This window comes from Vibrio sp. 1402, assembly GCF_033340275.1.
Genome location: NZ_JAWOWE010000477.1, coordinates 1 through 588, shown reverse-complemented (window position 1 = coordinate 588; position 588 = coordinate 1). Strand labels below are relative to the sequence as shown.

The following is a 588-nucleotide window of genomic DNA, read 5'->3' as shown; positions in this document are numbered from 1 at the left end:
GAACTCGCCCATCAAGAATGATACCGGCGCCTAAACCATGGTTAATCGAAATAAGAACAGAGTTGTCATTTTCTTGGGAATGACCAAAGAGCTTTTCAGCTAAAGCCCAAGCACGCGTATCGTTGGCAATAAAGACCGGCAAACCCGTCGCTTTGTAAATCTCTGGCCCCAAAGCAAGGTTTTCGACGTTATAGTGAGGCATTTGCAGCACCACGCCCTGCTCAGAGTTTACAAGACCTGGAAGCGTAATCGCGATGCTAGTAACACGATCGAGCTGATCGGCATACGTCTGAAAAAAGTCGTCAATTTCGTAGAGCAGACGCTCAAGAACATCGTCTTGGTCACGTTCATGAATTTCGATTTTGGTATCGATCAAGACATCGCCACCCAACTCATGCAGAGCAATAGTCAGATAGCCACGACCTAAACGCATCGACAGAAACTGCCAGCCTTCGTTGTTAACTTGTAGGCCTACGGCAGGACGACCACGACTTGTCGCCTCTTGTACGGTAGTTTCATGAATCAAGTGTGCTTCGATTAATTCTAGAGTGATTTTGGTGATACTCGCAGGCGCAAGCTCACTTTGCT

At 47.3% G+C, this 588-nt stretch carries 1 protein-coding gene; it reads right to left on the bottom strand.

Annotated features, from left to right (window positions below; translation table 11 throughout):
* The coding region (locus R7044_RS26770; RefSeq protein WP_225456179.1) for an ROK family protein at positions 1-588 on the bottom strand (588 nt) is incomplete at both ends.